This window comes from Pseudomonas sp. B21-032 (genome assembly GCF_024748965.1).
Taxonomy (GTDB): Bacteria; Pseudomonadota; Gammaproteobacteria; order Pseudomonadales; family Pseudomonadaceae; genus Aquipseudomonas.
The window spans coordinates 2,440,471-2,466,276 of record NZ_CP087180.1 but is presented as its reverse complement, the minus strand read 5'-3'; the positions used below and the strand labels follow the sequence as shown (position 1 = coordinate 2,466,276).

At 63.2% G+C, this 25,806-nt stretch carries 29 protein-coding genes, 1 tRNA gene and 1 pseudogene; 16 read left to right on the top strand and 15 right to left on the bottom strand.

Going from position 1 to position 25,806, the window contains the following annotated elements; all coding sequences use genetic code 11:
* The first annotated feature begins 17 nt into the window (after positions 1 to 17).
* From LOY54_RS11410 to LOY54_RS11395, 4 genes are all read left to right on the top strand, one after another.
* Entirely contained in the window at positions 18 to 1,046 is a 1,029-nt protein-coding gene (locus LOY54_RS11410) for a trans-3-hydroxy-L-proline dehydratase (protein WP_045196745.1), read from the top strand.
* 124 nt (positions 1,047 to 1,170) lie between these two features.
* Entirely contained in the window at positions 1,171 to 2,088 is a 918-nt protein-coding gene (locus LOY54_RS11405; RefSeq protein WP_045196743.1) for a dihydrodipicolinate synthase family protein, read from the top strand.
* 69 nt (positions 2,089 to 2,157) lie between these two features.
* Positions 2,158 to 3,540 carry a fosfomycin efflux MFS transporter AbaF gene (abaF, locus tag LOY54_RS11400; RefSeq protein ID WP_258610434.1) on the top strand — a complete coding sequence of 461 codons (1,383 nt, stop codon included), beginning with the start codon at positions 2,158 to 2,160 and terminating at the stop codon, positions 3,538 to 3,540.
* Between the two features lie 26 nt (positions 3,541 to 3,566).
* Positions 3,567 to 5,147 (top strand): aldehyde dehydrogenase (NADP(+)), encoded by a 1,581-nt coding sequence (locus LOY54_RS11395; RefSeq protein ID WP_258610433.1) that lies wholly within the window; start codon positions 3,567 to 3,569, stop codon positions 5,145 to 5,147.
* A gap of 9 nt (positions 5,148 to 5,156) precedes the next feature.
* Here the strand turns inward: LOY54_RS11395 and LOY54_RS11390 are convergent, their stop codons facing one another.
* The 10 genes and pseudogenes from LOY54_RS11390 to LOY54_RS11345 form a co-directional block, all read right to left on the bottom strand.
* Entirely contained in the window at positions 5,157 to 6,164 is a 1,008-nt protein-coding gene (locus LOY54_RS11390; protein ID WP_258610432.1) for an Ldh family oxidoreductase, read from the bottom strand.
* 96 nt (positions 6,165 to 6,260) lie between these two features.
* A pseudogene (locus tag LOY54_RS11385) lies at positions 6,261 to 6,353 on the bottom strand (DUF1330 domain-containing protein); the annotation flags it as partial.
* A gap of 48 nt (positions 6,354 to 6,401) precedes the next feature.
* Positions 6,402 to 6,590, bottom strand: a complete 189-nt coding sequence (locus LOY54_RS11380) for a hypothetical protein (RefSeq protein WP_045196737.1) — start codon at positions 6,588 to 6,590, stop codon at positions 6,402 to 6,404.
* Positions 6,591 to 6,763: 173 nt separating this feature from the next.
* Complete coding sequence (gene ahpF, locus LOY54_RS11375) at positions 6,764 to 8,326, bottom strand: alkyl hydroperoxide reductase subunit F (protein ID WP_258610431.1); 1,563 nt, start codon at positions 8,324 to 8,326, stop codon at positions 6,764 to 6,766.
* A 121-nt stretch (positions 8,327 to 8,447) separates the two neighbouring features.
* On the bottom strand, positions 8,448 to 9,011 hold the full coding sequence (gene ahpC / locus LOY54_RS11370; RefSeq protein WP_010223911.1) for an alkyl hydroperoxide reductase subunit C: 564 nt from the start codon (positions 9,009 to 9,011) through the stop codon (positions 8,448 to 8,450).
* Positions 9,012 to 9,217: 206 nt separating this feature from the next.
* On the bottom strand, positions 9,218 to 10,573 hold the full coding sequence (gene gorA / locus LOY54_RS11365) for a glutathione-disulfide reductase (RefSeq protein ID WP_093383935.1): 1,356 nt from the start codon (positions 10,571 to 10,573) through the stop codon (positions 9,218 to 9,220).
* Between the two features lie 96 nt (positions 10,574 to 10,669).
* Entirely contained in the window at positions 10,670 to 11,509 is an 840-nt protein-coding gene (galU, locus tag LOY54_RS11360; RefSeq protein ID WP_045196734.1) for a UTP--glucose-1-phosphate uridylyltransferase GalU, read from the bottom strand.
* A 181-nt stretch (positions 11,510 to 11,690) separates the two neighbouring features.
* Positions 11,691 to 12,596 (bottom strand): c-type cytochrome, encoded by a 906-nt coding sequence (locus LOY54_RS11355; protein WP_093383938.1) that lies wholly within the window; start codon positions 12,594 to 12,596, stop codon positions 11,691 to 11,693.
* Positions 12,593 to 13,243, bottom strand: coding sequence for a cytochrome c (locus LOY54_RS11350; protein ID WP_258610430.1), 651 nt, complete (start codon positions 13,241 to 13,243; stop codon positions 12,593 to 12,595). The genes LOY54_RS11355 and LOY54_RS11350 overlap by 4 nt, the downstream gene beginning before the upstream one ends.
* A gap of 132 nt (positions 13,244 to 13,375) precedes the next feature.
* On the bottom strand, positions 13,376 to 13,726 hold the full coding sequence (locus tag LOY54_RS11345) for a hypothetical protein (RefSeq protein ID WP_093383941.1): 351 nt from the start codon (positions 13,724 to 13,726) through the stop codon (positions 13,376 to 13,378).
* Between the two features lie 158 nt (positions 13,727 to 13,884).
* Here LOY54_RS11345 and LOY54_RS11340 point away from each other — a divergent pair, with 158 nt between their 5' ends.
* The 8 genes from LOY54_RS11340 to csrA all read left to right on the top strand — a co-directional run bounded on the left by LOY54_RS11340 (position 13,885) and on the right by csrA (position 19,612).
* A complete protein-coding gene (locus LOY54_RS11340) occupies positions 13,885 to 14,187 on the top strand; it encodes a DUF1883 domain-containing protein (RefSeq protein ID WP_038995738.1) in 303 nt (100 codons plus the stop codon).
* Between the two features lie 4 nt (positions 14,188 to 14,191).
* Positions 14,192 to 14,362 (top strand): hypothetical protein, encoded by a 171-nt coding sequence (locus LOY54_RS11335; protein ID WP_258610429.1) that lies wholly within the window; start codon positions 14,192 to 14,194, stop codon positions 14,360 to 14,362.
* Positions 14,363 to 14,391: 29 nt separating this feature from the next.
* Positions 14,392 to 15,465, top strand: a complete 1,074-nt coding sequence (locus LOY54_RS11330; RefSeq protein ID WP_045196724.1) for a nitronate monooxygenase family protein — start codon at positions 14,392 to 14,394, stop codon at positions 15,463 to 15,465.
* Positions 15,466 to 15,547: 82 nt separating this feature from the next.
* Entirely contained in the window at positions 15,548 to 16,306 is a 759-nt protein-coding gene (gene modA / locus LOY54_RS11325) for a molybdate ABC transporter substrate-binding protein (RefSeq protein WP_258610428.1), read from the top strand.
* Entirely contained in the window at positions 16,306 to 16,986 is a 681-nt protein-coding gene (modB, locus tag LOY54_RS11320) for a molybdate ABC transporter permease subunit (RefSeq protein ID WP_045196720.1), read from the top strand. Before modA ends, modB begins: the two co-directional genes overlap by 1 nt.
* A 2-nt stretch (positions 16,987 to 16,988) precedes the next feature.
* Positions 16,989 to 18,077 carry a molybdenum ABC transporter ATP-binding protein gene (gene modC / locus LOY54_RS11315; RefSeq protein ID WP_258610427.1) on the top strand — a complete coding sequence of 363 codons (1,089 nt, stop codon included), beginning with the start codon at positions 16,989 to 16,991 and terminating at the stop codon, positions 18,075 to 18,077.
* Between the two features lie 42 nt (positions 18,078 to 18,119).
* Entirely contained in the window at positions 18,120 to 19,133 is a 1,014-nt protein-coding gene (locus tag LOY54_RS11310) for a DNA topoisomerase IB (protein WP_258610426.1), read from the top strand.
* 281 nt (positions 19,134 to 19,414) lie between these two features.
* On the top strand, positions 19,415 to 19,612 hold the full coding sequence (csrA, locus tag LOY54_RS11305) for a carbon storage regulator CsrA (protein WP_010223936.1): 198 nt from the start codon (positions 19,415 to 19,417) through the stop codon (positions 19,610 to 19,612).
* Positions 19,613 to 19,690: 78 nt separating this feature from the next.
* On the opposite strand, the gene LOY54_RS11300 is transcribed toward csrA, so the two are convergent.
* From LOY54_RS11300 to LOY54_RS11285, 4 genes are all read right to left on the bottom strand, one after another.
* Complete coding sequence (locus LOY54_RS11300; protein WP_045196714.1) at positions 19,691 to 20,062, bottom strand: response regulator; 372 nt, start codon at positions 20,060 to 20,062, stop codon at positions 19,691 to 19,693.
* 19 nt (positions 20,063 to 20,081) lie between these two features.
* Positions 20,082 to 21,527 carry an ATPase domain-containing protein gene (locus LOY54_RS11295; protein WP_258610713.1) on the bottom strand — a complete coding sequence of 482 codons (1,446 nt, stop codon included), beginning with the start codon at positions 21,525 to 21,527 and terminating at the stop codon, positions 20,082 to 20,084.
* 1 nt (position 21,528) lies between these two features.
* Positions 21,529 to 22,689: a nitrogen regulation protein NR(II) gene (locus LOY54_RS11290; RefSeq protein WP_045196712.1), complete on the bottom strand. Its 1,161-nt coding sequence runs from the start codon at positions 22,687 to 22,689 to the stop codon at positions 21,529 to 21,531.
* 80 nt (positions 22,690 to 22,769) lie between these two features.
* Positions 22,770 to 23,051: a hypothetical protein gene (locus tag LOY54_RS11285; protein WP_213601589.1), complete on the bottom strand. Its 282-nt coding sequence runs from the start codon at positions 23,049 to 23,051 to the stop codon at positions 22,770 to 22,772.
* A 138-nt stretch (positions 23,052 to 23,189) separates the two neighbouring features.
* On the opposite strand from LOY54_RS11285, the gene LOY54_RS11280 reads away from it, so the two are divergent.
* Positions 23,190 to 23,384 (top strand): hypothetical protein, encoded by a 195-nt coding sequence (locus tag LOY54_RS11280; protein WP_045196707.1) that lies wholly within the window; start codon positions 23,190 to 23,192, stop codon positions 23,382 to 23,384.
* On the opposite strand, the gene LOY54_RS11275 is transcribed toward LOY54_RS11280, so the two are convergent.
* The gene (locus LOY54_RS11275; protein ID WP_258610425.1) at positions 23,378 to 24,139 is read right to left on the bottom strand and encodes a helix-turn-helix transcriptional regulator; all 762 of its coding nucleotides are present in this window, start codon (positions 24,137 to 24,139) and stop codon (positions 23,378 to 23,380) included. The genes LOY54_RS11280 and LOY54_RS11275 overlap by 7 nt on opposite strands.
* A 108-nt stretch (positions 24,140 to 24,247) precedes the next feature.
* On the opposite strand from LOY54_RS11275, the gene LOY54_RS11270 reads away from it, so the two are divergent.
* The 3 genes from LOY54_RS11270 (at position 24,248) to LOY54_RS11260 (ending at position 25,782) form a co-directional block, all read left to right on the top strand.
* A complete protein-coding gene (locus tag LOY54_RS11270) occupies positions 24,248 to 25,036 on the top strand; it encodes a sulfite exporter TauE/SafE family protein (RefSeq protein ID WP_258610424.1) in 789 nt (262 codons plus the stop codon).
* A 103-nt stretch (positions 25,037 to 25,139) separates the two neighbouring features.
* A tRNA-Leu gene (locus tag LOY54_RS11265) sits at positions 25,140 to 25,224 on the top strand.
* A gap of 144 nt (positions 25,225 to 25,368) precedes the next feature.
* On the top strand, positions 25,369 to 25,782 hold the full coding sequence (locus LOY54_RS11260; protein WP_045196701.1) for a DoxX family protein: 414 nt from the start codon (positions 25,369 to 25,371) through the stop codon (positions 25,780 to 25,782).
* Positions 25,783 to 25,806 lie beyond the last annotated feature (24 nt).

Here is a 25,806-nt window from a genome sequence, read left to right as displayed (position 1 = left end):
CACAAGGAGTCCTGCGAATGCGCTCATCGAAAATCATCCACATCGTCAACTGCCACGCCGAAGGTGAAGTCGGCGACGTCATCGTCGGCGGCGTCGCCCCGCCTCCCGGCGCCACGGTCTGGGAGCAGTCGCGCTGGATCGCCCGCGACCAGACCCTGCGCAACTTCGTCCTCAACGAGCCACGCGGCGGCGTGTTCCGCCATGTCAACCTGCTGGTGCCGCCCAAGGACCCGCGGGCGCAAATGGCCTGGATCATCATGGAGCCGGCCGACACTCCGCCGATGTCCGGCTCCAACTCGCTGTGCGTGTCGACCGTGCTGCTCGACAGCGGCATCCTGCCGATGACCGAGCCCGAGACGCACCTGGTGCTCGAAGCCCCGGGCGGCCTGATCGAAGCGGTCGCCCAATGCCGGGACGGCAAGGTCGAACGGGTGGAAGTGAAGAACGTGCCGTCCTTTGCCGACCGCCTCGACGCCTGGATCGAGGTCGAAGGCCTGGGCTCGCTGCAGGTCGACACGGCCTACGGCGGCGACAGCTTCGTGATTGCCGATGCCCGGCAACTGGGCTTTGCCATCCGCCCGGACGAAGCCAAAGATATCGTCGAGGTCGGCCTGAAGATCACCCAGGCTGCCAACCAGCAACTGGGTTTCAGCCACCCGCTGAATCCGGACTGGGCGCACATTTCCTTCTGCCAGATCGCCGCGCCCATCGAGTATGAGGACGGCGTTGCCAGCGGCGCCAACGCGGTGGTGATCCGCCCCGGCAAGATCGATCGCTCGCCCTGCGGCACCGGCTGTTCAGCGCGCATGGCGGTACTGCAGGCCAAAGGCCTGATGAAAGTCGGCGAGCGGTTCATTGGCCGCTCGATCATCGGCTCGCGCTTCGACTGCCGCATCGAATCACTGACCGAAATCGCCGGCCGCCCGGCCATCTACCCGTGCATTTCCGGCCGCGCCTGGATCACCGGCACCCATCAATTGCTGCTCGACCCCAGCGACCCCTGGCCACAAGGCTACCGGTTGTCGGACACCTGGCCCGGCGCCTGAACGCTAAGCCGTTGATTTGCAAACACCCTTGAAAACCGATCGGTAAACGAAGTGAAAAAACACTGGTCCACTTCAAACACTTCAAATATCGTATACGAAATACAATAAACAACCGGAGAACACCATGAGCAAGTACGTAAACTGGAGCGGCGTCTTCCCTGCGGTCACCACTCAATTCAACGATGACTTCTCGATCAACCTGGAAAAGACCCACGAGGTGATTTCCAACGTGATCCGCGACGGCGTCTCGGGCCTGGTGGTGTGTGGCTCGGTGGGCGAGAACACCTCGCTGAGCGCCGAAGAGAAAATCGCCGTCACCGAAGTCGCCGTCGATGCCTCGCGCGGCCGGGTTCCAGTGATCTGCGGCGTGGCCGAGTTCACCAGCGTGCAGGCCGCCAAGGTGGCCAATGCGGTACGCCAGGTCGGCGTCGACGGGGTGATGCTGATGCCGGCGCTGGTCTATGGCTCCAAGCCGTTCGAGACCGCCGAGCACTACCGTTACGTGGCCAAGCACACCGACGTGCCGCTGATGGTCTACAACAACCCGCCGATCTACAAAAACGACGTCACCCCGGACATCCTGATTTCCCTGGCCGACTGCGACAACGTGGTGTGCTTCAAGGACTCCTCCGGCGACACCCGCCGCTTCATCGACGTGCGCAATGAAGTGGGCGACCGCTTCGTGCTGTTCGCCGGCCTCGACGACGTGGTCCTGGAAAGCATCGCGGTCGGCGCCCAGGGCTGGGTCTCGGGCATGTCCAACGTGTTCCCCAAAGAGGGCGAGACGATCTTCCGCCTGGCCAAGGCCGGGCGCTTCGCCGAGGCCATGCCGATCTACGAATGGCTGATGCCGATCCTGCACCTGGATGCCCGCGCCGACCTTGTGCAGTGCATCAAGCTGTGCGAAGCCATCGCCGGTCGCGGCAGCGCCCTGACCCGTCCGCCGCGCCTGGCCTTGCCGGAAAGCGATCGGGTCTATGTCGAGCAGATCATGGCCAAGGCCCTGGCCAACCGTCCGCAACTGCCGGACGTCGGCCTCTGAGTGATTGCCGGGCCGGCTCCATCATGGAGACCGGCCTGCCTGTTTTGCGCCCATACAGGAAACGCCAGCATGTCCAGTCACCCCTCCAGCGCAACCAGCCCTTCGGGCTTGAAACGGGTCGTCGCCGCGGCCATGGCCGGCACCGTCGCCGAATGGTATGAATTCTTCCTTTACGGCACCGCCTCGGCACTGGTCTTCGGCCAGTTGTTCTTCCGCCAGACCGACAGCCCCGTCGACGGCATCATCGCCGCCTTCGCCCTGTACGCCGTAGGCTTTCTCGCTCGCCCCCTGGGCGGTTTGGTATTCGGTCACTACGGTGACAAATTCGGCCGCAAGCGCTTGCTGCAACTGAGCCTGGTGGTGGTCGGCATCACCACCTTCCTGATGGGTTGCCTGCCGGGCTTCGACACTATCGGCTATGCCGCGCCGGTGTTGCTGGTGCTGCTGCGGCTGATCCAGGGTTTTGCCTTCGGCGGCGAATGGGGTGGCGCGATTTTGCTGGTGTCCGAGCACTGCCCGGACAACCGGCGCGGCTTCTGGGCCAGTTGGCCGCAAGCCGGGGTGCCGGCCGGCAATCTGGTGGCGACGGTGGCCTTGCTGCTGTTGTCGAGCAACCTCTCGGAAGAACAGTTCCTGGCCTGGGGCTGGCGCGTGGCGTTCTGGTTCTCGGCGGTGGTGGTGCTGATCGGTTACTGGATCCGCACCAGCGTCGACGACGCACCAATCTTCAAAGAGACCCAGGCGCGCCAGGCGCAGAAAGCCGAGCAGCAACTGGGCGTGGTCGAGGTGTTGCGCCATCACTGGCGCGCGGTGCTGGTAGGCATCGGCGCCCGCTTTGCCGAGAACATCCTCTACTACACCGTGGTGACCTTCTCGATCACCTACCTCAAGCTTGTAGTGCACAAGGACACCTCGCAGATCCTCTTGCTGATGTTCGGCGCGCACCTGCTGCATTTTTTCATGATCCCGCTGATGGGCTACCTGTCCGACCTGGTCGGACGCAAGCCGGTGTACCTGACCGGCGCGGTGCTCACCGCCTTCTGGGGCTTCATCGGCTTCCCGCTGATGGACACCGGCAACAACTGGCTGATCATGGCCGCGATTACCCTGGGCCTGGCCATCGAGTCGATGACCTACGCGCCCTACTCGGCGCTGATGGCCGAGCTGTTCCCCACCCATGTGCGCTACACCGCGCTGTCGCTGTGCTACCAGGTGGCGCCGATTTTCGCCGGATCCCTGGCGCCGCTGATCGCCATCAGTTTGCTCAATGAGTTTCATAGCTCGACGCCGATTGCCTGGTACCTGGTTGGCGCTGCGCTGATCTCGATTGTCGCTGTTGGCCTGACCCGCGAGACCCGCGGCAAGTCGCTGCACCAGGTAGACGCCGAAGCGGCCGCACGCATCGCCGCCGGGCAAGCGGCGCCAGTTCGCCCGGGCAGTTCGCTGGCCTGACCCCACCTTTTTTTCAGGAGTAATCCATGGCGGATATCATCGGCCACAACTACATTGGCGGCGCGCGCAGCGCCGCTGGCAGCCTCACCCTGCAGAGCCATGACGCAACCAGCGGCGAGGCCCTGCCCTATCGGTTCCACCAGGCCACCGGCGCAGAAGTGCATGCCGCTGCCCAGGCGGCGGCCGAGGCCTACCCGGTGTTTCGCAGTTTGTCGCCGGAGCGACGGGCGCAGTTTCTTGAGGCCATTGCCGCGCAACTGGAGGCCCTGGGGGATGATTTCATCACCCTGGTGACCGGCGAAACCGCGCTACCCGCCGCGCGGATCCTCAGCGAGCGCGGGCGCACTTGCGGGCAGATGCGCCTGTTCGCCCAGGTGCTGCGCCGCGGTGACTTTCTCGGCGCACGCATCGACCGCGCCCAGCCCGATCGCCAACCGCTACCCCGCGCCGACCTGCGCCAGTACCGCCTGGGCGTCGGCCCGGTCGCGGTGTTTGGCGCCAGCAACTTCCCCCTGGCTTTCTCCACCGCCGGCGGCGACACCGCCGCGGCCCTGGCCGCCGGCTGCCCGGTGGTATTCAAGGCCCACAGCGGCCACATGGCCACCGCTGAGCGGGTGGCCGATGCGATCATCCGCGCGGCCGAACAGACCGGCATGCCCAAGGGCGTATTCAACATGATCTACGGCGCCGGCGTCGGCGAAGCGCTGGTCAAGCATCCGGCGATCCAGGCGGTGGGTTTTACCGGCTCACTCAAGGGCGGCCGTGCGCTGTGCGACATGGCGGCGGCACGGGCGCAACCGATCCCGGTGTTCGCCGAAATGAGCAGCATCAACCCGGTGCTGGTACTGCCCCAGGCCCTGAACCTGCGCAGCGAGCAGATCGCCCGCGAGCTAGCGGCCTCGGTAGTGCTCGGCTGCGGGCAGTTCTGTACCAATCCGGGGCTGGTGATCGGCCTGCGCTCGCCGGCATTCAGTGCATTGACCGAACAACTGGCCACGCAACTGGCCGCACAACCGGCACAGACCATGCTCAACGCCGGCACCCTCGCCAGTTACACCAAGGGCGTAGAGGCGCTGCACGCTCACCCTGGCATCAGCCACCTGGCCGGGCAGCCGCAACAGGGCAAGCAGGCGCAGGCGCAGCTGTTCAAGGCCGATGTCAGCCTGTTGCTCGAAGGCGATGCGCTGTTGCAGCAAGAGGTGTTCGGGCCGGCCACCGTGCTGGTCGAAGTGAGCGACAGCACGCAGTTGCAGCAAGCATTGCACGGCCTGCACGGTCAGCTCACCGCTACCCTGATTGCCGAAGCTGAAGATCTGCAAAGCCACGCTGAACTGCTACCGCTGCTGGAGCAGAAGGTCGGCCGGGTACTGTTCAACGGCTACCCGACCGGCGTCGAAGTCTGTGATGCAATGGTGCACGGCGGCCCCTACCCGGCCACCTCCGATGCCCGCGGGACGTCGGTGGGCAGCCTGGCCATCGAGCGCTTCCTGCGCCCGGTGTGCTACCAGAACTGCCCGGATGCGCTGCTACCGCCAGCGTTGCAGAACGCCAACCCGCTGGGCATCGCGCGCCTGGTCGACGGCCAGAGCAGCCGCACCGCCCTGTAAGGGCGGGCTTCAGGCCAGCAGCGCCCTGAGATCGTTGTACAGGGCCTGCGGGATTTCCACCCCTTCCACCAGGCTGCGCGCCCGTGCTGTATAGCGGCGCGCAGACGGCAGCCGCGCGCCCTGCCCCTCGATGCTCTCGAATACCACCTCGGCCCGGGCCAGGTGCTGATCGGCGGCGTCACCCAAAAACCTGCGCGGGTCCAGGGCAATCAGCAACTCACCATGATAAGGCGAGGATTTGCTGCCGTCGGCATGGGCCAGTGATTCGGCACTGGTCAGGTCGCCGATCAACGGCCCGGCGATCAGTTCGACCATCGCCGCCAGCGCCGAGCCCTTGTGCCCGCCGAAAGTGAGCATGGCGCCACGGTCCAGCACCACGTTGGGGTCGGTGCTGGGCTGGCCGAGCTCATCAACGCCCCAGCCTTCGGGAATCGCCTTGCCGGCACGCCGATGCAGCTCGATGTCGCCACGGGCGATGGCGCTGGTAGCGAAGTCAAAAACATACGGATGCGTGCCCGCCCTCGGCCAGCCGAAGGCGATGGGGTTGGTGCCGAACACCGGCCGATGGCCACCGGCAGGCGCCACCCAGGCATGGCTGGGGGTGAATGCCAGGGCCACCAGGCCGGCCTCGGCCAACTGCTCGATCTCGACCCACAAGGCCGAAAAGTGCACACAGCGGTTGATCGCCAGGGCGGCGATGCCGTTGCGTTGGGCCTTGGCTTGCAACAACGGCAAGCCGGCCTGGAATGCCAGCTGAGAGAAGCCGCCGCCGGCATCCACGCGCACGATCGACGGCGCCTGGTCGATGACTTCGGGGCGGGCATCGGCAACCACCTTGCCGGCCTTGAGCGAGCCGACGCAGCCCAGCACCCGGTACAGGCCATGGGAGGCGCAGCCATCGCGCTCGCCGGCGACGATGGTATCGCTCACCGCCCGGGCATGGTCGGCGTCAAAGCCGTTGTGCAAAAGGATCGAAAAGGCCAGCGAATGGGCTTCGGACAGGGTCAGGCGGATCATGGTCATCTCCTTGGGCTGACTGTCCAGCCTGCCTCAAGCCCGCTGCGCCGACTTGATCGCTTTAGCCCCCGGTGATGACGATCTCGGCATAGCGGGGAAGGCTGCAAGGGCCTCCAGTGCCCGCTGGGTGTACTGCTGATACCGCTCAGGGTCGCTGACCTCGACATGGGCAATCCAGCAGGCCTTCAATGCATGCTCCCGCCCCAGGTAGATGTGTATTACGGCATACCCTATAGCTTACTCCTCAGCCTCGGGAAAGTTGCGGCAGCTTTTGCGCTCGGCCAGTTCCTGGTCGGTAGGTCGCTGCTCGACGAACACGGCGCGGCCATCCTTGTAGATCTCCAGATACCCCCATTCCAGATCCTGCTCCCGCTGACCAGGCTTGGGCGGATTGCGCCACCAGGGCTCGCGACTGATCAATTGCATAGCAATGGCTCCCGCTGAAACACACTACTTCACTATAGACACTGGACCACGAGCGCTCTGGCTCGGCCATCGGCGCCCGCACACCGATGCCGGGCTGGCGCATTGAAACCATCGCGGGGCAAGCCCGCTCCTACCTGGTCTGTAGGAGCGGGCTTGCCCCGCGATAAGGCCGGTCAGGCTGGCGCCGAGGTGCGAATCAGGTGATCAAAGGCTGCCAACGAAGCCTTGGCGCCCTCGCCCACGGCAATCACGATCTGCTTGTATGGCACGGTGGTCACGTCACCGGCGGCAAACACGCCCGGCAGGTTGGTCTGGCCACGGGCATCGACGATGATCTCGCCGCGCGGGGTCAGCTCGACCGTGCCTTTGAGCCAGTCGGTGTTGGGCAGCAGGCCGATCTGCACGAAGATCCCTTCCAGCGCCAGGTCATGCAGCTCATCGCTGTTGCGGTCCTTGTAGCGCAGGCCGTTGACCTTCTCGCCATCACCAAGCACCTCGGTGGTCAGCGCACTGGTGATCACCTTGACGTTCGGCAAACTATGCAGCTTGCGCTGCAGCACGGCGTCGGCACGCAATTGGCTGTCGAACTCGATCAGGGTCACCTGGGCAACGATCCCGGCCAGGTCAATGGCCGCTTCCACACCCGAGTTGCCGCCACCGATCACCGCCACGCGCTTGCCCTTGAACAGCGGGCCATCGCAGTGCGGGCAGTAGGCAACGCCGCGGCTGCGGTATTGCTGCTCGCCGGGTACGTTCATTTCGCGCCAGCGTGCACCGGTGGCGAGGATCACAGTCTTGGCCTTGAGCGAGGCACCACTGGCCAGGCGCACTTCGTGCAGGCCGCCGTCGGTGGCCGGAATCAAGGCTTCACCGCGCTGCAGGTTGATGATGTCGACGTCGTACTGCTTGACGTGTTCTTCAAGGGCCATGGCCAGCTTCGGCCCTTCGGTTTCTTGCACCGAGATGAAGTTCTCGATGGCCATGGTGTCGAGTACCTGGCCGCCGAAACGCTCGGCGGCAACGCCGGTGCGAATGCCTTTACGGGCGGCATAGATCGCCGCTGCGGCGCCCGCCGGGCCGCCACCGACCACCAGCACGTCAAAGGCATCCTTGGCGTTGATCTTCTCGGCCTGACGCTCGCCGGCGCTGGTGTCGAGCTTGGCGAGGATTTCTTCCAGGCCCATGCGGCCCTGGCCGAACACTTCGCCGTTGAGGTAGACGCTGGGCACGGCCATGACCTTGCGGCGCTCGACTTCGGCCTGGAACAGCGCACCGTCGATGGCGACGTGGCGAATATTGGGGTTGAGCACCGCCATCAGGTTCAGCGCCTGGACCACGTCCGGGCAGTTCTGGCACGACAGCGAGAAGTAGGTTTCAAAGTTGAACTCACCCTTGAGCGCGCTGATCTGCTCGATCACCTCCAGGCTGGCCTTGGACGGATGACCGCCGACCTGCAGCAGGGCGAGCACCAGCGAGGTGAACTCGTGGCCCATGGGGATGCCGGCAAAGCGCAGGCTGATGTCAGCGCCAGGGCGATTGAGCGAGAACGACGGGCGACGGACGTCGCTGCCATCTTCACGCAGGGTAATCAGGTTCGACAGGCCGGCGATTTCCACCAGCAGGTCGCGCAATTCGCGGGACTTCGCGCCGTCATCGAGGGAAGCAACGATCTCGATCGGCTGAGTGACCCGTTCCAGGTAGGCTTTCAACTGAGTTTTAAGCGTGGCGTCCAACATACGGGCGATTCCTTTTTCAAACGGTAGAAATAACAACGCCCGGGCGAAAGCGCCCGGGCGTTTTGCGGGGCGGTGACAACGTCAGGTGCGGTAGACCACCGCCCTCGGCTGGCTCACGGTCTTAGATCTTGCCGACCAGGTCCAGCGATGGCGCCAGGGTCGCTTCGCCTTCTTTCCACTTGGCCGGGCAGACTTCGCCTGGGTGGGCGGCAACGTACTGGGCAGCCTTGACCTTGCGCAGCAGCTCGCTGGCGTCACGGCCGACACCACCGTCGTTGAGTTCGACGATCTTGATCTGGCCTTCTGGGTTGATCACGAAGGTGCCACGGTCAGCGATGCCGGCTTCTTCGATCAGCACGTCGAAGTTGCGCGAGATGACGTGGGTCGGGTCACCGATCAGCGGGTACTGGATCTTGCCGATGGTGTCCGAAGTGTCGTGCCAGGCTTTGTGTGTGAAGTGGGTATCGGTGGACACACCGTAGATTTCCACGCCCAGGTCTTTGAACTGCGCGTAGTTGTCGGCCAGGTCGCCCAGCTCGGTCGGGCAGACGAAGGTGAAGTCGGCCGGGTAGAAGAACACTACCGACCATTTGCCTTTCAGATCGGCATCCGAGACTTCGACAAACTTGCCCTGGTGGTAAGCGGTAGCTTTGAACGGTTTAACCTGGCTGTTGATGATAGGCATGAGTGACGCTCCTTCAGGGGGTTGAAAAAACTGATGGGAGAATCGTAGCCAATGCATTGGATTAATGCTCATTGGCAAAGCTCATGTTGTTGATTGGTTTTGGCTATAAGGCGGGGCTATTAATAGAGGGTTTGAAGCTATCGCGGGGCAAGCCCGCTCCTACTGGCCAGTAGGAGCGGGCTTGCCCCGCGATTGGCGTACGCCGTTTAACGCGATGGCGTACGCAAGGTGACGAACTCTTCCGCCGCCGTAGGATGCACGCCAATGGTCTCGTCGAACTGCTGCTTGGTCGCCCCGGCCTTGAGGGCAATGCCCAGGCCCTGGATGATTTCGCCGGCGTCCGGGCCGACCATATGGCAACCCAGCACGCGGTCGGTGTCGGCATCGACCACCAGCTTCATCAGGGTCTTTTCCTGCACCTCGGTGAGGGTCAGCTTCATCGGCCGGAAGCGGCTTTCGAAGATCTGCACCTTGTGGCCCTGCTCCAGCGCCTGTTCTTCGGTCAAGCCAACGGTACCAATCGGTGGCTGGCTGAACACGGCGGTAGGGATGTTCTGGTAATCCACCGGGCGGTACTGTTCGGGCTTGAACAGGCGCCGGGCCACAGCCATGCCTTCGGCCAGGGCCACCGGGGTCAGTTGCACACGGCCGATCACATCGCCAATCGCCAGGATCGACGGCGCGGTGGTCTGGTACAGGTCATCGACGCGGATAAAACCACGCGGGTCGAGTTCGACGCCGGTGTTTTCCAGGCCCAGGTTGTCGAGCATCGGTCGCCGGCCAGTGGCATAGAATACGCAGTCGGCCACCAGTTCGCGACCATCCTTGAGGGTAGCCTTGAGGCTGCCGTCGTCCTGGCGCTCGATACGCTGGATATCGCTGTTGAACTGCAGGTCCATGCCGCGTTTTTCCAGCTCGTCCTTCAGGTGCTCGCGCACACTGCCATCAAAGCCGCGCAGGAACAGATCGCCACGGTACAGCAGCGAGGTTTTGGCCCCCAGGCCCTGGAAGATCCCGGCAAATTCCACGGCGATGTAACCGCCGCCAACCACCAGCACGCGCTTGGGCAGGTCTTTGAGGTAGAACGCCTCGTTGGAGCTGATCGCCAGCTCCTTGCCCGGAATATCGGGGATCTGCGGCCAGCCGCCGGTGGCAATGAGGATGTGCTCGGCGCTGTAGCGCTGGCCATCGACTTCCACCTCATGGGCACCCGTCAGTTTGGCGTGGCCTTCCAGCAAGGTCACGCCGCTGTTGACCAGCAGGTTGCGGTAGATACCGTTGAGCCGCTCGATTTCGCGGTTCTTGTTGGCGATCAACTGGCCCCAGTCGAACTGGGCATCTTCCAGCGACCAGCCAAAGCCTGCGGCCTGCTCGAAGTCATCGGCAAAATGCGCGCCGTAGACCAGCAGCTTTTTCGGCACGCAGCCAACGTTGACGCAGGTACCACCCAGGTAGCGGCTTTCGGCAACCGCCACTTTTGCACCGAAGCCTGCGGCAAAGCGCGCAGCGCGCACACCGCCAGACCCGGCACCAATCACGAACAGATCAAAATCGTAGGTCATCTCGAGGGTCTCAAGCTGCAAGTATCAAGCTACAAGCTACAAGAAGAAGCAGCCATGCGCGATCCACTTGCAGCTTGAAGCTTGCCGCTTGAAGCTTTAGTAAGCCTTGCCAGTCTTGTAGAAGTTCTCGAAGCAGAAGTTAGTCGCTTCGATGTAGCCTTCGGCGCCACCGCAGTCGAAACGCTTGCCCTTGAACTTGTAGGCAATAACACAGCCGTCTTGGGCCTGCTTCATCAGGGCGTCGGTGATCTGGATTTCACCGCCTTTGCCCGGCTCGGTTTCTTCGATCAGTTTGAAGATGTCCGGGGTCATGATGTAGCGGCCGATGATCGCCAGGTTCGACGGAGCATCTTCAGGCTTTGGCTTCTCGACCATGTTGCGCACGCGGTACAGGTCGTCACCGATCAGGTCGCCGGCGATCACACCGTATTTGCTGGTTTCCTGCGGGTCGACTTCCATGATGGCAACGATGGTGCAGCGGTACTGTTTGTACAGCTTGACCATCTGCTTGAGCACGCTGTCGCCTTCGAGGTTGACGCACAGGTCGTCCGCCAGTACCACGGCGAACGGCTCGTCGCCGATCAGCGGGCGGCCGGTGAGGATCGCGTGGCCCAGGCCTTTCATTTCGGTCTGGCGGGTGTAGGAGAACGAACACTCGTCAAGCAGACGACGGATGCCGACCAGGTATTTTTCCTTGTCGGTGCCCTTGATCTGGTTTTCCAGCTCATAGCTGATGTCGAAGTGGTCTTCCAGGGCGCGCTTGCCGCGGCCGGTGACGATGGCAATTTCGTTCAATCCAGCTTCCAGCGCTTCTTCAACGCCGTACTGGATCAGTGGCTTGTTCACCACCGGCAGCATTTCCTTGGGCATGGCTTTGGTAGCGGGCAGGAAGCGAGTGCCGTAACCGGCTGCCGGGAACAAGCATTTCTTGATCATATACGTCCTTAACAAGGGCTTTGCGTACGAAATTCGGCGCAGTCTAATCAGGCGGCGGTCACCTTACAATGCCCCACCACGCTGGCCGATGCCATCATAGATGAAATCCCGGGGGGGATAGTTCCCCGGGAGCATAAATAATGCGCCGGTAGCTGACCACCGGCAGTTAAACAGCCGATGCCTACATGCCCTGCCCGACCAGCACCCCGTCGACCTTCTGGCCATAGAGGTTGACGCCGTCGTTGGCGTGGAACTTCAGCCGGGTCTTCTCGATCGAGCCGTCGACCAGGCGCGGATCCTGCGGCCGTTCGTGGCGGTTGATGTAAGCGGCCACGTCCCAGGCCTGCTGGTCGCTCAGGCTGCCGGGCTTGCCCAAGGGCATATTGTGCTTGATGAAGGACGCGGCGGTATTGATCCGGTGCATGCCGGCGCCCCAGTTGTAGGAGTCCTTGCCCCACAAGGGCGGCATCACGTAGTTGCCGGCTACCTTCTGCCCTTCGCCATTGGCGCCGTGGCAAATGGAGCACTGGGCCTGGTACACCTGTTCCCCGCGTTTGAAGTCGTAACCTTGCGCCGATTGCGCCACCTCCGGGTAGCCGCGGCCAGCACTCTCGACGCCAATCGGCGCCTTGCTCGCCAGCCAGTAGGCATAGACCGACAAGGCTGTCATCTGCGGGCTGTCGGCCGCCGGTGGCTTGCCGTTCATGCTGAACTGAAAGCAGCCCTGGATGCGCTCGGCGAAGGTGTTGACCTTGTCGTTTTTCTTGCGATAGGCCGGGTACATGGGATACGCGCCCCACAGCGGCGCCGAGTTGCCCAGGCGGCCCTGGTCGAGGTGACAGTTGCTGCAGTTAAGGCCGTTGCCGACGTTGTCAGGCATCAGCCGACGTGTGTCGACAAACAAGGCGTAGCCATCGCGGACCATCTTGCCGTAGGCGTTGTCGGGCAATTCGCTTTCTGCCGGCGGGGTAAAGCCAGGCGCGGCAGCTGGCGGGGTCTTGAGTTGCGACTGGTCTTCCATGGCAATCGGCGCAGCATGGACACTGCCAAAGGCCAGGGTCAGGGCAGCGAGAATCATCGGCTTCATGGCTTGACCTCCGGGCTGACAGGGTTGGCGAAGTAGTTGGCCACGGCCTTTATTTCGTCATCGGTCATGGCCTTGGCCACACCGACCATCAACTGGTTGGGGTCGTTGCTGCGGCTGCCGTCGCGCCAGGCGTTGAGCTGGGCAACCAGATAGGTGGCCGGTTGATGGGCCAGTGGCGGAAAATGCTCACCAACACCGGCGCCACCAGGGCCGTGGCACTGCACACAGCCGGGGATCTTGCGGTTCCAGTCGCCGTACAGCGCCAGTTTCTGCACCGGGTCGGCAGCCATTTGCTGGCGATGAAGGTCGCTGGCAGGCTCGCTGGGCATGGCCGCCAGGGTCGTGGTCACCGCCTGGATTTCCTCGGCGCTGAGGGCCTTGGCCAGCGGCTCCATGATCGGGTGCTTGCGGCTGCCGTTCTGAAAGTCGTGCAGTTGCTTGCTCAGGTACGCAGCAGGCAGGCCGGCCAAGCGCGGAAAGCCGGCAGGCGCAATGCCCTTGGCGTCGGCGCCATGGCAACCCAGGCAGGCCATGGCGGCCGGGTTCTGGCCACCCTGGGTGAAGATTTTCTGGCCATCGACGGCGTGTGCGGCAGGCAATGAAAACAGCAGCAGGCTGCTGATCAGGATGCGATCCAGTGGGATCATCACGGACTCCATTTTCTTGTTATAAGCTTAGGCTTAATAAGTATAAGCCTATGGATAGTAGGCCTATACGCCGCAAGCTACAACGCAGAAAGATGGCTAGATGCCAGCTGAATCGATTAGCCGAAAAAGGATTTAGCCCGAGATGCAGCGCGTCGCTGCCGTCTTCACATCACCCAGGCGCAGCGGGAAGTTGTTCAGGCGCTCATACAGCTTGATGCTGCTGCCGCTACCGCGCTTGTCGATATCCACCAGCGCCGCCGGGCCGCCGCCGACCTTTTGCGGCACCACCAGGCGCAGACCGTCGTGGCGTTCTTCCACGGTCAGTTGCCCGCGCGACTCGGTCAATTGCTGCTGCACGCAGTCCGCGTATTCCTGGGGCTTCTTGCCAGAAATCACATTGAGGGTTTCCGGGCTGTGCTCCAGCTCCGACACACTCACACAGCCACCCAGCGTTACTGCCAACGCTGCTACGACCCACTTCATCAAGCTCACCTCCACCACGGAAAAAGTATAAGACCACGCGCAGACCATTTTGCTCCCTTGATTGGCAGTTTTATCCTGGGCCTGGCACGAAGGCCGACAGTGTAACCGACATCATGGTATCGTTTTGATTTGCTGACAGATCCAATGCGGAGTGCAACATGAAATTCGTACACCAGCGCGAGCACCTCAACGAGGATGACATCGTGGTCATTCATTGCTCCCAGCGCTGCAATATCCGCCTGATGAACGACGCCAACTTCCGCAGCTTCAAGAACGGCGGCCGTCACACCTACCACGGCGGCGCCTTTGTCGACTTCCCGGCGAAGATCACCGTACCCAGCACCGGCTTCTGGAACATCACCATCGACACCGTCGGCCCGCGCGCCCTGTCGGCCGTGACCAAGCCAACCTTCACCCATACCATCAAGTTCATTCGCCGTTCGTCGTCGAAGCTGAGATAAGCCCATGAGCCAGACCACCAAGTTCGTGATCAAGTACAAGATCGATGGCGAGCAACGATTCGACTTCGCCCAGATGACCAGCGATGCGCCCGAGCACGTGCAGGCAGCGCTGCAACAATTGCACGGCGAAGACGCCAAGAAAATCACTGATATCAAGGTGAGCAAAGCGCTGTAACACCCTCTTCAGCACAAGGAACCCCAGGCATGCGCCAATGGCCGGACACCCGTCTCCTCGATCTGCTCGGCATCGAGCTGCCGATCCTTCAGGCGCCAATGGCCGGCTCCACTGGCTCGGCCATGGCCATTGCCGTAAGCAACGCCGGCGGCCTGGGTTCGCTGCCCTGTGCCACCTTGAGCCTGGATCAGATCCGCGCCGAGCTGCAGGCCTTCAGCGAGGCCAGCAACGGCCCGCTCAACCTCAACTTCTTCTGCCACCAGCCGCCGCAGCCGGACCCTGAGCGCGATGCGGCCTGGAAGCAGGCGCTCAAGCCGTATTACCTGGAGCTGGGCGCCGACTTCGATGCGCCCACACCGGTGTCCAACCGCGCGCCCTTCGATGACGCCAGCTGCCAGCTGGTCGAGCACTACAAGCCGGCCGTGGTCAGCTTCCACTTCGGCCTGCCCGAAGCCAGCCTGCTCAAGCGGGTCAAGGCCACGGGCGCCAAGGTGCTGTCCAGTGCAACCACCGTGGATGAAGCGCTGTGGCTGGAAGATCACGGCTGCGATGCAATCATCGCCATGGGCTATGAAGCCGGCGGCCACCGCGGGATGTTCCTCAGCAGCAACCTCACTACCCAGGTCGGCACCCTGGCGCTGGTGCCGCAGATTGTCGATGCTGTGAAGGTGCCGGTGATTGCCGCGGGCGGCATTGGCGACCACCGCGGCATCGTCGCCGCCCTGGCGCTGGGCGCTTCGGCGGTGCAACTGGGCACCGCTTACCTGTTCTGCCCTGAGGCCAAGGTCTCGGCGGCTCATCGCCAGGCGCTGCACAGCGCCAAGGAAAGCGACACGGCGCTGACCAACCTGTTCACCGGGCGCCCGGCGCGTGGTATCAACACGCGCATCATGCGCGAGCTGGGGCCGATGAGCGAGCTGGCACCGCGCTTTCCCCTGGCCGGGGGTGCGCTGATGCCGCTACGGGCCATCAGCGAGCCAAAGGGCAACAGCGATTTCAGCAACCTCTGGGCAGGCCAGGCGCTGCGTCTGGGCCAGGCCCTGGCGGCCGGTGAACTGACCCGCACACTGGCACAAAACGCCCTCGCCCAGCTCAAACGCTGAAGCAGTACTTCCCGTTGGTCGGGTATTCGCTATATATTCACCTATATAACGACTACCCCCTCAGCCTGTGGAGCTGTTTTTCATGAGTAAGTGCGCACCTCGTTTTGCCCTGGCCGCCCTGGCCACCTTCATGACCTTCAACAGCGCCTGGGCCGATGAGGTACAGGTAGCCGTCGCCGCCAACTTCACCGCGCCGATCCAGGCGATTGCCAAGGACTTCGAGAAGGACACCGGCCACAAGCTGGTGGCCGCCTACGGCGCCACCGGCCAGTTCTACGCGCAGATCAAGCACGGCGCACCGTTCGAAGTGTTCCTTGCCGCCGACGACAGCACCCCGGAAAAGCTCGAGAACGAAGGCGACACCGTCAAGGGCTCACGCTTCACCTACGCCATTGGCACCCTGGCACTGTGGTCGGCCAAGGACGGCTATGTCGATACCAAGGGTGATGTGCTGAAAAAGAATGAGTTCAAGCACCTGTCGATCGCCAACCCGAAAGCTGCGCCCTACGGCCTGGCCGCTACCCAGGTACTGAGCAAGCTGCAGCTGACCGAAGCGACCAAGGGCAAGATCGTCGAAGGCCAGAACATTACCCAGGCGTACCAGTTCGTCTCCACCGGCAATGCCGAACTGGGCTTTGTCGCCCTGTCGCAGATCTACAAGGATGGCAAGGTCAGCAGCGGCTCGGCCTGGATCGTGCCGTCCAACCTGCACGAGCCGATCAAGCAGGACGCGGTGATTCTCAACAAAGGCAAGGACAACGCCGCGGCCAAAGCCCTGGTTGAATACCTCAAGGGCCCGAAAGCCGCAGCCGTGATCAAATCCTACGGTTACGAAATCTGATGCCACTGGATGCCAGCGACCTCGGCGCCATCTGGCTGACCTTCAAACTGGCCAGCCTGACCACGCTGATATTGTTGCTGATTGGTACCCCCATCGCCTGGTGGCTGGCGCGCACGCGCTCATGGCTGCGCGGGCCGGTGGGCGCGGTGGTGGCCCTGCCGCTGGTGCTACCACCGACGGTGATCGGCTTTTACCTGCTGCTGGCTTTGGGGCCCAACGGCTGGATCGGCCAGACCACCCAGGCGCTGGGGCTGGGCACCGTGGTGTTCAGCTTCAGCGGCCTGGTGATCGGTTCGGTGGTGTATTCGATGCCCTTCGTCGTACAGCCGCTGCAAAACGCCTTCAGCGCCATCGGTGAACGCCCGCTGGAAGTGGCCGCGACCCTGCGTGCCAGCCCCTGGGACACCTTCGTCCATGTGGTATTGCCCCTGGCCCGGCCAGGCTTTATCACTGCCAGCATCCTCGGCTTTGCCCATACCGTCGGTGAGTTCGGCGTGGTGCTGATGATCGGCGGCAATATTCCCGACAAGACCCGGGTGGTCTCGGTGCAGATCTTCGACCACGTCGAAGCCATGGAGTACCTGCAGGCCCACTGGCTGGCCGGGGCCATGCTGGTATTCTCTTTCCTCGTGCTGCTGGCGCTGTACTCCAGCCGCCGGGGCAAATCGGCCTGGAGCTGAGCATGGCGGCGATGATTCACGCCCGATTGAAACTGGACCGCGCCGACTTCAGCCTGGATGTCGACCTGCAACTGCCCGGGCGCGGCATCAGTGCGCTGTTCGGCCATTCAGGCTCCGGCAAGACCACCTGCCTGCGCTGCCTGGCCGGACTGGAACGGGCCCCCGAAGCCTACATCGAGGTCAATGGCGAGATCTGGCAGGACTCGCGCCGCGAACATTTCGTTGCCCCGCACCAGCGCCCGATCGGTTACGTGTTCCAGGAGGCCAGCCTGTTCGCGCACCTGTCGGTGCGCGCCAACCTGACCTTCGGCTACAAGCGCATCCCCACCCAGCAGCGCAAGGTCAGCCTCGAGCAGGCCTGCGAACTGCTCGGCATCGAGCACCTGCTACAGCGCAAGCCAGCCACCCTGTCCGGCGGCGAAGCCCAGCGCGTGGGCATTGCCCGGGCGCTGCTGAGCAGCCCGCAACTGCTGTTGATGGACGAGCCGCTGGCAGCCCTCGACGGCCCGCGCAAGCGCGAGATCCTGCCCTACCTCGAGCGCCTGCACAGCGAGCTGGAGATTCCGCTGGTCTACGTCAGCCACGCCCAGGATGAAGTGGCACGGCTGGCCGATCACCTGGTGCTGCTTGAGCAGGGCAAGGTCCAGGCCAGCGGGCCGATTGCCGCCACCCTCGCGCGCCTCGACCTGCCGCTGGCCCAGGGCGACGACGCCGGGGTGATCATCGAAGGCCAGGTCAGCGCCTACAGCAGCGACTATCAGTTGCTCAGCCTGCAACTGCCGCACAGCCACCTGCAATTGCGCGTGGCCCACGAACCGCTGGCCGTGGGCATGCCGCTGCGCTTGAAGGTGCAGGCGCGGGACGTCAGCCTGAGCCTTGGCGCCGACCAGCAATCGAGCATCCTCAATCGCCTGCCGGTGACCGTCAGCGGCCATCGCCCGGCCGACAACAGTGCCCACGTGCTGGTCAGCCTGGACGCCGCCGGCACCACCTTGCTGGCGCGCATCACCCGCTACTCCGCCGACCAGCTGCGGCTGCACGCCGGCCAGTCGCTGTGGGCACAGATAAAGTCGGTGGCACTGTTGGGTTGAGCTTGCGGTCCATAGTACAAACCCCGCAACCGGACCTGCGCCATGCCCGACACCGCCCTGCCCGCTGCCCTGCATTATGTCGACGACACCCAGCCCGGCCTGCGCCGCAAAACGGTGCGTGGCAAGTTCGCTTACTTCGATGCGCAGGGTCAACGGGTCAGCGACCCGGCCACGCTTGCGCGGATCAAAGCGCTGGTGATTCCCCCGGCCTACACCGATGTGTGGATCTGCGCCGACCCGCAAGGCCACCTGCAGGCTACCGGCCGTGATGCCCGCGGGCGCAAGCAGTACCGCTACCATGCCGACTGGCGCAGTTACCGCGACAGCCACAAGTACGCGCGCATGCTGGACTTTGCCAGCCTGCTGCCCAAGCTGCGCCGGCAACTGGACAGCCACCTGGCGCGGCCGGGGCTTGATCGGCAAAAGGTCATGGCCCTGGTGGTGAGCCTGCTCGACAGCACCTTGATCCGCATCGGCAACCGCCAGTACGCCCGCGACAACAAGTCTTACGGGCTGACCACCCTGCGCACCCGTCACGTCAAGGTCGACGGCAGCGCCATCCGCTTTCAGTTTCGCGGCAAGAGCGGTATCGAGCATCAGGTGACGGTGAAGAACCGGCGCCTGGCCAACCTGATCAAACGCTGCATGGACCTGCCCGGCCAGGACCTGTTCCAGTACCAGGATGACCAGGGCCAGCGCCACAGCGTCGGTTCAGCCGACGTCAACGCCTACCTGCAGGAGCTGACCGGCAGCGACTTCACCGCCAAGGATTACCGCACCTGGGCCGGCAGCGCCCTGGCCCTGAGCCTGTTGCGCCAGCTTGAATGGCAACCGGAGCAGGAGGCCAAACGTCAGATCGTCGAGACCGTCAGGCAGGTCGCCAGCCGCCTGGGCAACACCCCGGCGGTGTGCCGGCGCTGCTACATCCACCCGGCGCTGTTCGAGCATTTCACCCTCGGCGAGCTGGCCAAGTTGCCACGGGCGCGCACGCGCAAGGGGCTGGAGGCCGAGGAAGTGGCCCTGGCGCTGTTTCTGCAAAACCTGGCGGCCCCTTGAAAAGCCATTCAGCGAAACCCACCTTGGGTATCATGCAGAGAAATTTCCCATATTCCTTCAACCCCCCTATGCTTGCGGGTACGGGCAGCACTCGCTGCTTCGGAGTGCTCATCCAGCCAATCGGCACCTGCGACTAAAGACTCACTACAGAATCTGTGTTCGGGGGAATTAATATCCGCCGAAAGCGTCTTTAATGAAGGGAAAGAGGGATGCACCCCTGTGTGATCCCGGCTTCTGCGGGCCGCGCCCGCAAGGCAACTTACGTTACCAAGGAGATATACATGCTGATACTCACCCGCAAGGTTGGCGAAAGCATCGTCATCAACGATGACATCAAAGTCACCATTCTGGGCGTCAAAGGGATGCAAGTGAGGATCGGCATCGATGCACCGAAAGATGTTCAGGTGCACCGCGAAGAGATTTTCAAACGCATTCAGGCCGGTAGCCCGGCACCGGAAAAAGGAGGCGACGAGCACTAAGCAGCCCCCAACCGACTCAAGCCGCACGGATGCGCTTGATCCTGACACTGGCAACCCGCCCGGTTGCAGTCACAGGCCTCAAGGCGCCTCGGGCGTATCGACCAGTTCCTTGACTTTGGCAATCAGTTGCTCGATGTCGAAGGGTTTGTCGAACACGGCGGCGAACAGCCCGGGATTGTCCCGCCCCTTGTGAGCCTGCGCCCCGCTCATCAGTATGATCGGCAAGCCTTGCAAGAGTGGCTCTGCACGAATACTGACGGCCAACGCCTCGCCATCCATCACCGGCATCATGTAATCGGTGATCACCAACTCCACCCGCTTGCCTTTCAATACGTCCAGGGCCTTCTGCCCATTGCCGGCCAGCTCCACGTCGAAACCTTCGTCTTCCAGGGCCCAGCCGAGGATATTGGCGATCAGGTACTCGTCGTCGACGACCAGAATGGTGCTCATGCCGTTGCCACCCCCGGCCTCATGATCCAGGCACCTGCGAAGGCGTGCCGGACATCACCCCCGTGGCCTGGGTAAAGGCTTTTTGCAGGTCGATGCCATGGTCGCTGATGATCAGCTCCAGCAGGGCCGGGTCGTAATAGCTGTCGCGCACCTTGAGGATCGACAGCAAGCGCTTGAGCTCCGAGTCCATCTCGACAAAGCGCATCAACAACAGGTTGTCGACAATGCTCGAAAGGTCCGGTGCCGGCGCGTTGATTTCCGAGCCGAAAATATCGCGCATCTCCCAAGTGGCCAGGACGCTGACGTCACGGGCCCGCAGCTCGCCGGTCAGGGCGCGGAAGAATTCATTCAGGCGCGTCGGGTTGCTGGCCAGGCGGGTGAACGCGCCGAGGCTGTCGATCAGCACGCGTTTGATGCTGTGCTGCTCGACCAGGCGCAACAAGCGCATGCCGACATCATCAAGCACACCTTCGGTGGTCGGTTGCCAGGCAATGTGCAAGGCCTCGGCGCGCTCCATGGCGGCGAAGTCGTAGCCCAGGGCGCCGGCCTTGAGACGCAGGCGCTGCGGGGTTTCATAAAAGCCGAAATGCAGGCCGGGTTCTGCCGCTGTTGCCGCACCGAGAAAGCTCACGCCCAGTGAAGTCTTGCCGATGCCCGAGGGGCCCATCACCAGGGTCACCGAGGCGGCCGGCAGGCCGCCGCCGAGCAGGCGGTCGAACACCGGCACGCCGCTGGGAATGCGCATCAGTTCGCCCATGCCGTGCCCGCTGGGGTGGCTGTACAGTGACTCCAGGCGCGGGTAAACCTGCAGGCCGTGTTCGGTGATTTCGCATTCGTGAATACCCGACAATGCGCCACTGCCGCGGGTCTTGCGCAGCTGGATCCGGCGCACCGAGCGGCTGCCCAGCAGCTCGTCACCCAGCTCGATGACGCCATCGACCATGGTGTGTTCGGGGCTGCCGTCCTCCAGCCGCGAGCTGGTCAAGAACAGCACGGTGCAACCGGCGAAGGCGGCATGACCATGCAGCTCGGCGATGAATTTCTTGGTGTCCAGCGGCGTTTCCGCGCGCGAGCGGGCATTGAGCAGGCCGTCGACGATCAGCAGGCTGGCCTGGTGGCGGCTGATCTCGCCGCGCAGCAGTTTTACCACTTCATCCAGGCCCTCTTGCTCGAGGGTGTCGAAGGCGCTGACGAACTGCAGCTGCGCGCCAATTTTGCCGGGGTCGAAAAAGCTCAAGGTCGACAGATACTGGAACAAACGCTCGTGGGATTCGCTCAGTAGCGTCGCCACCAGCACGCGCCCACCCTGGCTGACGTGATTGAAGGCCAGCTGGTTGGCGAGGATGGTCTTGCCCGAGCCAGGCCGGCCCTGGACGATGTAGGAAGCACCGACCACCAGCCCACCCTTGAGCAGATCGTCGAGACCGGGAATGCCGGTGGCCAGGCGTTTGAGTTGTTCCACGATGCTATGCACCTCCGCGTTCAGGGTCGGGGTTGGCGGTGTAGACCGGCAGGTAGACACTCATGCAGGTGCCCTTGCCCGCTTCACTGCTGACGCTGACCGTGCCGTTGCTCTGCTTGGCAAAACCATAGACCTGGCTCAGGCCCAGGCCGGTGCCCTTGCCAAAACTCTTGGTGGTGAAAAAAGGCTCGAAGATGCGCGGCAGTATCTTGCTGTCGATACCCCGCCCGGTGTCGCTGACACTGATGCAGACAAAGCGCCCGAGCAAGCCGTCGGGGCGCCCCTGCAGCTCGCAGTTGCGTGCCTGCATGGTGATCGTCCCCTCGCCGTCGATGGCATCGCGGGCATTGAAGATCAGGTTGAGCAAGACCATCTGCAACTGCCCGGCGTCGACTTCGACATCCCACAGTTCATCGGCCAGCAGCACCTGCAACTCCACCGAGACAGGCAAGGTCTGGCCAAGCAGCAGGCGTGTCGATTCGACCAGATCCGGTACCTTGATGCGGCCGAACTTCAGCGCCTTGTGACGGGCGAAACTGAGCAGCTGCTGGGTCATCTGGCTGCCACGCTCGCCAGCGTCAAGGATGTGTTCGAGCAAGCGCCGGGTGCGCTGCGGGTCGCGGCTGTTGAGGGCCAGGCGCGCCGAGCCGATGATGATGGTCAAAAGGTTGTTGAAGTCGTGGGCCATGCCCCCGGTCAACTGGCCGAGGGCTTCGAGCTTTTGCGACTGGAACAGCTGGGCACGGACCTCATCGAGTTGCAGCGCCGCGTCACGGCGGTCGGTGATGTCGCGGGTGATCTTCGCCAGCCCGACCACCTCGCCGTCCGGCGACTTGATCACATCCAGCGCCACCAGCGCCCAAAACAGCGTGCCATCCTTGCGCTGGCGCCAGCCTTCATCCTGGGCGCCACCGGTGCTCAAAGCCCGTTCAAGCAGCCGGGCCGGCTTGCCGTCGGCACAGTCCTCGGGGGTGAAGAACATCGAGAAATGCTTGCCGATGACTTCTTCGGCGCGGTAGCCCTTGATCCGCTGGGCGCCTGCGTTCCAGGACACCACATGGCCTTCGAGGTCGAGCATGTAGATAGCGTAGTCAACCACGGTTTGCACCAGTTGCTCGAAGCGACTGGCGTGCATCACATGAAGTTCGGAGTCGGATGAGACCATGGCTGCCCCACGAAGCCGTAGATGGCTTGTCTGGATATGACAGCATACGCTGCAAGCGATTCCCTGCGCTGGTCTAAAACTTAGTCGGAATCTTGCGCCACTGCCAACCGCCGACGCGGCAACGCCAGCTGGCCCAGGTAGGTACAGGTCGCCAGTACACCGATACCGGCAGTCAGCGCCAGCCAGCGCTGGCTGGCATCAAGGCTGCTGTCGGCGCTGGTCATCAGCAGCAATACCCCCGCCCCCAGCAGGCTCAGGAACAAAAACGCGGCAGCCAGCCAGACCTTGGCGAACAGCACGCGCCAGTACCATTTGACGCGCGGTTTGCCGGTGACGGTTTCAGCTGCGGCGTGCTTGGCCACGTTCCCTTGCCTCTATTGGATCCAACATGAAACCCACAGTGGCGCAATGACAGCAAGTAGTCAATTGCTCTATAGTCGCCCCGCACTTAAGACCTGCCACCTACCTCGAGGGAACGACGCGTGGCCGCAGACTTACGAATGAAAGCCATACACGACGATTTGCAAGCGACCGCAGCCGATCTTGAGCGGGTCTCACGCGACCTGCGCGGGCATGTGTTGTACCTGCAGCATTCCGTCCACCAGGCCGATGCCGTTGAAGTGCTGGGCAGGATTGCCGGCCTGAAGACTTCGGTGGATGACTTGCGCGGCGTCGCCGATAGCATCCACTACTGATCGCGCAGGCTGCGCGGCGTCTGCCCGAGGGTGCGGCGGAACATGCTGGAAAACGCCGCCGGGCTGTCGTAGCCAAGGTCCAGGGCAATTCGCGTGATCGCTTCGCCCTGGGCCAGCCGCGCCAGCGCCAGCAGCACACAGGCACGCTGGCGCCACTGGCTGAAGCTCATCCCAGTTTCGGCGCGAAACCAGCGCCCGAAAGTGCGCAGGCTGACATGCAGTTCACCCGCCCAATGCGCGGGTGACTGGTGCACATCAGGCGTGCGCAAAAAAGCCTGGCAACGCATGAGCAGCGCCGGGGCACGCGGCAGCGGTATGTGGAACGGCAGGCTGGCCGCGGCCCTCAGCTCATGCAGCAGCAGGTTGACCAGCGCCCCGTCCCTGCCCTGCTGGTCGTACTCCAGGTCCATCTCCACCGCCGCCAGCAGCAACTGGCGCATCAGCGCTGAAACCTCCAGCACCTGGCACTCGCCCGTCAACATCAGCGCATCGGCTTCGATGTACAGGCTGCGGGTACTGACGCCGAGCATCAGCACTTCATGCTCCACCCCCGGGGCAATCCACACCGCCCGTTGCGGCGGCACGACCCAGTCGCCGGCCGGCGTGCGCACCTGCATCACTCCAGTGGCGCCATAGAGCAGTTGCGCGCGACGATGGCGATGGCGCGCCAGCAGGAAGCCGTCGGGATAATCTGTACCAATGGCAACCACGGCGCGGGGCGTAGCATCGAGCAGATTGATCGAGACATTGTACATGGGGCAAGTCCGTGGCCGATTGGCGATCATTATTGACCGTTTTGCTCAAGCCGGCCAAATCACTGCTGGTTAACCTGTCGCTCCTGACCCGCAAAAGGACGACCTTCCATGCTTCTTGTACTCCTGGCCCTGTTCGGTTGCCTGAGCGGCATCACCACGGTGCTGTTCGGCTTTGGCGGCGGCTTCGTCGTCGTGCCGCTGTTGTATCACCTGCTGCGCATGAACCCGGCCACCACCGGCTCGGCCATGCAGATTGCCGTGGCTACCTCCACCTGCGTGATGATTGTCAGCGCCGCACTGGCCACCCTCAAGCATTGGCGTGCTGGCAACCTCAACCGTGAATTCCTGTGGCCATTGGCAGCGTACATCGCGCTCGGCGCGGTGTTCGGCGCCGCCCTGGTGGGCGCCCTGGCCAGTGAATGGCTGCGCTGGGCGTTCATCCTCTACCTGGCATTTACCCTGCTCGACTGCCTGCTGCGCGAAGGCTTTGTCCACGGCCAGGCTTCAGCGCGCCCGCTCGGGCCCGTGAGAACCGCCACTTGCGGTGTGCTGATCGGCGGCATTGCCAGCGTGCTGGGGGTGGGCGGCAGCGTCATGAGCGTGCCGTTGCTGCGCCGCCGCGGGCTGGGCATGACCCAGGCCACCGCCATGGCCAGCCCGCTGACCTTGCCGGTAGCGCTGGCGGCGACGGCGACCTACCTGATTACCGCCAGTAGCGATTTCGGAGCGCGGTTTGTCGGTTATGTCGATCTGTCGGCGTTTGCCCTGCTGGCCTTCGGCGCCTGGCTCGGCACCCGGCTGGCGGCGCGCTGGATCGGCAGAATCGACGATCGCAAGCATGCGCAGGTCTATCTCGGGCTACTCGCCCTGGTGCTGCTGAGCATGCTCTGGAGTTAGCCTGGGGCGCCGTCCAGAGCCTTGCACGCGGTTGACTCGAATATAACGATGGGTTATAAAGCTCGCTTGATTGAGGGATCAAATGCATTTCCCTCGAGCCAGTGCGAGTGTGGTGGAATTGGTATACACAGCAGACTTAAAATCTGCCGGCGTGAGCCTTGCGGGTTCGAGTCCCGCCACTCGCACCATCTTCTGAAAAGGCGCCTTAGGGCGCCTTTTTGCTGCCTGAGATTTACCCAGGGCTGCCCTTATGCCTTTTTTGTGCACGCCGGGCCGCAAAACCTTCCGGCAACTGCTAAGGTAAAATTGCCCAACAACAAAGGAAGGCCGCCATGCGCTACACCCTCTTCGACAACCAGCGCGACGTTATCATCCTGCTGGCGCGGATTCTGCTGATGATCCTCTTCGTCATGTCCGGCTGGAGCAAGCTCACCGGCTTCGAGGGCACGGTCGGCTACCTGGCATCGCTCGGCGCGCCAGCGCCTACAGTGGCAGCCGCGGTGGCGGTGATCATGGAGTTCTTCGTCGCCATCATCCTCATCCTCGGTTTCTACACCCGCCCGCTGGCGTTCCTGTTTGCCCTGTTCGTGATCGGCACGGCACTGATCGGCCATCCGTTCTGGACCATGGTCGAGCCGGCCAAAGCAGCCAACACCGTGCAGTTCTTCAAGAACATGAGCATTGTCGGTGGTTTGCTGTTGCTCTCGGTCACCGGCGCCGGACGCTTCTCGCTGGACGGCCGCTAAACACGCCCTGCTTCCAGGTGCCGG